The sequence below is a fragment of the Variovorax sp. P4_D9 genome, from assembly GCF_056401695.1.
In genome coordinates, this window is sequence record NZ_JBFUIU010000643.1 from 1 (window position 1) to 5,148 (window position 5,148).

Consider the following 5,148-nt stretch of genomic DNA (forward strand, 5'->3'; position numbering starts at 1 on the left):
ATCCCGGGCAGTTCACCGATTCGGATTGGGAAGATATCGGGCACCATGGCGCAGCGCCGATTGCCGTCGGGGGGCCGAAGCCGCGAAAGGCACCAGCAAGAGGCCCCCTCGAACTCAATCTGATGCCGCCGGCCAGTAGAGCGGAGCGCCGCAAGCGTCAGGACGACACGCTCAGGCTTCGCTCCAGGTCGGGGCACACGATCAAGGGCAACGACCTACGTCTGGGATGGCTGCTGTTCGAAGCGCACAAGGTGGTGTCGCTCAACCGGCCCGACGTTTTCGATGCGGAAGAAGTCATCGGGAAGCTCTCCCGCAGCATCATCCCGGGTGCAGCAAAACTCGCCCAAGTCTTCGAGGCGCAGCTCGAAGTGGTACACAGACCATGGATGTCACGGCTGAGATCCGTGGCGTGCTGAGGGAGCTCCTCGCGAACGCAACCACGCCGGAGCCGTGGACCGAGAAGAGCCTCCTCTGGGCCTTTGGGGTTTCCGTCAACGGCGAGTTCGATCCGTATTTCTGGTCTGCCGCAGCGCCCGCGGAGTCGTTTCGCCTGCGCCGCAAGCTCGCTCCGATCATCGCCCCTTTCCGGACTGCGCCCTTCTATTCGCCGGCCCTGGCCGAAATGGCGGACCACCTCTCCTCGCTCGGGTTCATCGGCGCGCGTCACCTCCAAAGCCGGCTCGCTCCGGTCATCGGCAAGTCCAACATCATCGGGGTTGCGAAGTTCATGACCGATGTCGTCCAGGTGAAGCTGGGCCGCATGGACAACGTCCCGGTCACCGTCGAGGGCCAAAGCCACGACCTGTTCTTCTGGAATCAAGACGTCAAGACCATGACCGTTCTGGAGGTCTGCGAGTTCGCTCGGGATTTGACCGCGGCCAGGGGTGCGTTCCGCTTCGAACACATCGCGGCTGCTTTCGAAGATCGCCACGACGGACTACGCAAAGAGTTACTGCTACGCGAGATCCTGAACGAGTGGAGTGCTGTCCGATGGCTGGACCAACCAGGCTACGGCGTCGTCATCGGCGCGAGCCCAATTGTTGGCGTCGTCGAGCATATGCTCAACGCGGCCTGGCCTCGCGCCTTGTCCATCGAGAACATCGCTCAGGGCCTGCGCACGCTGAGAGCCCCGCCGCGAGAAATTACCTCGGCACGCGAAAGGCTTGAGGAGCCAGTGTCAGGATTCGTCGAGGACGAGGTGCTTCTCGAGGCCTTGGTTGCATCGGGCAGGATGCGCCGAGTCGGCCGCGCATCGGTCGCGCTCAAGCACAAGCCCGAATCCGACTACTGGGACTGGCGGCCCGTGGAACGCGATCTGATCGACTATCTCCGCTCTGTCGGCGGCTCGGCGTCGAACCGAGCGATCTACCAGCACTTCAAGACAGACAAGTCCGTGGAGCCCAATGCGCTGGCGGAGGCCATGAAGGCCCTCCCGTATCTCCACGTCCCAACGATGCAATCGACAGCTTTGTGGCATTGGGCGACCTAAGGCTCAGACGAGTAGGCGCCGCGGTCGCCCGTGATACGGTGCGGGTATGAACCAACCCGACGAATCATCGAAGGCACAGCAGCCGTCTGATAGCCCAGCGCCCAGCGCCCAGCGCCCAGCGCCCAGCGCCCAGCGAGGGAACCGAAGATCTGACGAACGCTAAGTTCCGGGGTACTCGCGACAACGTTCACGACGGATTGCTCGTGGGCGATGGGCAGGGCGGACTCGAAGGCTGCTGGTGGATTGCCGTCGACGATCTGAAGAGTGTGTTTCAGTTTTACCCCAACCAGATCGTGACCGCCCCAACCACCGGAATTCCTCTCGTCTTTTCGTACGACTTCATGCGCACCTACGCGCAACTCGACGACGATGACGTCGCCAGAAATTTCTTTGCTGATGCGCGCGATCCCGGCTTGCTGTTCGGGCTGATGAAGGCGCTCATTTTGATTTCAAGCTGAGGGCGGAGGCGAGGCCAGAAAGACGAGGCCCTGTTCGACCTTCGAACTACCTTTAGCCGATCCCGGACGTGCCCTCGACGACGAGATGAAACCTCGGCTTTGAAGGAACCGCTCGCTTGGTCTCTGGCGGCGAAGCCAGCTTCTCGACGGATACACGGAACTGGCGAAGCGCCTCCTCTGGGCTGCTCGGCGCGGGCGCAGATTGAGCAAGGGCCGAGGCTGGCGCGAGCGCCATCAGGAGGCACGCGAAGAGCACGGGGCGGGCGCCCTGGGAGAGATTCTGGAAGATCATCGGTGACTGGAGTTTTAGGACCGGGGCGCAGAGCGCCGCGGCCCATCATCGTACGGACACTAAGCCGGTTCGCGCTAGGACAAGTTGCGAAAAACCGGCGGCAATCTGGGCTTCGCGGCGAACTACTCGGCGGAATGCTCGAAAATCGCCGAATGGATGAGCGCCACTACCTAAACGTTCCCTTCAAGGAGAAGGACGCCGCGAAGGCGTTGGGCGCTCGCTATGACCCCGAGAGCCGGCGCTGGTGGGTCCGTCCCGACGTAGATCTATCGGCCTTCGCGAAATGGGATCAGCTGCCGGGCACGGCCGGCGCAACTGCGGTACCGGCCCGCGCCGCGCCGACGGCCAGCGCCTCCGACCTGTTCGCCTCACGGGAGGTCGCAGCACCCGCCGGCGGCGAGCTCGCAGTGCCAGCGAAGGGCATTCCGTTGTCGCGCCTGCTGGGCGGCGTGGCCACCGCGATCGCACAGGCCTTCAAGAGCGGCGTATGGACGATGGTCGAGGTCGTGAACGTGAAGCTCGGCAACGGCCACGTCTACCTCGAGCTGTCGGAGAGGGACAAAGCCGGCCAGGTGCTCGCGAAGGCACACGCCATGATCTGGGCGAACGTCGCGGGCAAGATCCTGCCCGAGTTCGAGCGCGCCACCGGCGCGACGATCGGCGCCGGGATCAAGCTGCTCGTGCGCGCCAAGCCGAGCTTCAAGGCGCAGTACGGCTTCAGCCTCGAGATCGACGCCATCGACTCGGAATACACGCTCGGCGACCTGGAAGCCCGCAAGAAGGAGATCCGAGCTCGTCTGCAGCGAGAGGGCGTCTTCGAGCTGAACAAGCAGGTGCCGCCGCCGTGGGACTTCACCTCGGTCCTGGTCGTGGCGCCGCACGAGGGGGCGGGCCTGGGCGACTTCCGCAAGGAGTCCGACCGGCTGGCGCAGTTCGGCATCTGCCGATTCACCTACGTGCACAGCCGCTTCCAGGGCGAAGGCGCGGCGCGCGAGATCATCGCGGCGCTCACCGAGGCCTTGGACGAATCCGCTGCTGCCGACGACATGCCCGACGCGATCGTCATCATCCGGGGCGGCGGCGCGGTCAACGATCTGGCCTGGCTGAACGACTACGACCTGGCACGCTTCATCTGCGACCAGAGCCTGCCAGTCCTCACCGGCATAGGGCACGAGCGCGACAGCACCATACTCGACGAGGTCGCCTTCTCCAAATTCGACACCCCCAGTAAGGTGATCAGTGCGATCGAGAAGCTCATCGCCCGCCGGGCCCGCGAGGCGAAGGCTGCCTCCGAGACCATCATGAGCATGGCGGCGCGCGCGGCGCGCGAGATGCGGACTGCGGTGGAACGAGCACACGGCCAGGTAGCGGCGGATGCGACAGCCAGCGTGGCGCGCGTGCGGCAGAAGAGCCGGGATGCGATGAATGCGATCGGGATGGCGGCCGTGCGGGATGTTCACCAGGCTGGACGGGACAGCTTGCGGCTTGTGACTCAGATGCGCCAGGACGTCGCCGCCCAGGTGGCCACCGCGCGCCAACTCGTGCCGAAGCACATGGCCGAGGTTCAGGCCCGCGCGTCTGCCGGCCTTGCTGAAGCCCGCAGCAGCTCGCGTGTATCGATCAACACCGTGCTCGATCGGGCGAGCGCGGGCGCGCGAGCCGCCCGGCGCCAAGCCGATGCTCAGATCTCCGCCCTTGGCGAGAGAGCCACGGCCACTCTGGGCCGAGCCCGCGCGAACTCCGACGCACTGATGCGCGAGATCGCCGGCCAGGGCCCGGACAAGACACTCAACCGCGGCTTCGCGATCGTGCGCGACGCCGAAGGCAAACCCATCACCAGCCTGCATCAGGCCAAGCCTGACCGCGCGATCGAGATTCAGTTCCGGGACGGCGCCATGAGCGCGCGTTCCGGCAAGCCGAAATGAAGGAAAGACCAATGGAACAACAGACCTTCCGCGAAGCCTACGGCGTGCTCCAACAGCACTCCGAAACATTGCGCGAGCAGCAAGAGCCGAACATCGACGACCTGCTCAAGATCGTGACCGAGTCCGTGGCGGCCTACAAGGTTTGCAAGACTCGGATCGACGCTGTGGAAGAAGCCCTGAGGGCAGCGCTCGAGGGGGCTGGCGTCGAAGGCTCGGGCCTAGGATGAAGCGCTAGACCGCCCCGCTGAGGTCAACCTTCCGCCTGACGGGCCAGCGAGCCGGATGTGCGCTCATGAACCCTTTCCGACGGGAACTAAGACACGCACAAGTTGACGATCGGTTCGACGCTCTGGTATCGTTCGCGCCAACGCAAGTTGCCGCGTATCAGCGTGTGCGCCGCCCTCAGGCGGTATGGTAAAGGCAGCGTTTGAACTTCACCCCGTGTTTCCAACCGGAGCCGGGACAAGGCACACCGTCCGTTTTGGCTCGAACGGTTTTGGAGACATGCAATGTCCCTTGGAAGTACCACGCCCGCATCTCGCACTGTCGAGCAGCAGGCAACCGAGCTCGCCCAATTCCTGGCAGAGCGTACCCACACGATCTCGGCTGAGCAGGCCCTTGCCGCCTGCGCGGGCCTTCCCGACGATCCCAAGAAGGCTGCTAAGCAACTGAGGATGCAGCTGGAAGCTTTTCAGATTGCCATTCAGCACACGCACGCCTTGAGGGCGAYCACCAAGATGCGAGGCGGCCGGGTCCCGGCCCACGTCGCGCGGGCTCTTCGCTGGGATGTGGCGGACTGGTTTGAGGATTCGCCCGCCGTGAGTTCCTGGCGCCGGTTGCACGGCCGGATGGGCGACGCCGCGGACGACGTCTGCTCCCGCGTCAAGAGACGCTTCGATCCGGGCGACGAACCCTTGCTGCAGCTCCACGTTGCGCCCACCCACATCGAGCTCGTCTCCATCGGTGAACCCACGCCCTTTTACC

The 5,148-nt window shown here is 64.5% G+C and carries 6 protein-coding genes; all 6 read left to right on the forward strand.

Annotation, left to right across the window (positions count from 1 at the left end; translation table 11 throughout):
• Positions 1 to 416, forward strand: a 416-nt coding sequence (locus tag AC1DY5_RS41370; protein ID WP_478120239.1) for a hypothetical protein, incomplete at its 5' end; no start/stop codon positions are given.
• On the forward strand, positions 383 to 1,489 hold the full coding sequence (locus tag AC1DY5_RS41375; RefSeq protein WP_478120240.1) for a hypothetical protein: 1,107 nt from the start codon (positions 383 to 385) through the stop codon (positions 1,487 to 1,489). The genes AC1DY5_RS41370 and AC1DY5_RS41375, both read left to right, overlap by 34 nt.
• A gap of 203 nt (positions 1,490 to 1,692) precedes the next feature.
• Positions 1,693 to 1,947, forward strand: a complete 255-nt coding sequence (locus AC1DY5_RS41380) for a hypothetical protein (RefSeq protein WP_478120241.1) — start codon at positions 1,693 to 1,695, stop codon at positions 1,945 to 1,947.
• 444 nt (positions 1,948 to 2,391) lie between these two features.
• Entirely contained in the window at positions 2,392 to 4,164 is a 1,773-nt protein-coding gene (gene xseA, locus AC1DY5_RS41385) for an exodeoxyribonuclease VII large subunit (protein ID WP_478120242.1), read from the forward strand.
• A gap of 11 nt (positions 4,165 to 4,175) precedes the next feature.
• The gene (gene xseB / locus AC1DY5_RS41390) at positions 4,176 to 4,391 is read left to right on the forward strand and encodes an exodeoxyribonuclease VII small subunit (RefSeq protein ID WP_478120243.1); all 216 of its coding nucleotides are present in this window, start codon (positions 4,176 to 4,178) and stop codon (positions 4,389 to 4,391) included.
• Positions 4,392 to 4,673: 282 nt separating this feature from the next.
• The coding region (locus AC1DY5_RS41395; protein WP_478120244.1) for a hypothetical protein at positions 4,674 to 5,148 on the forward strand (475 nt) is incomplete at its 3' end.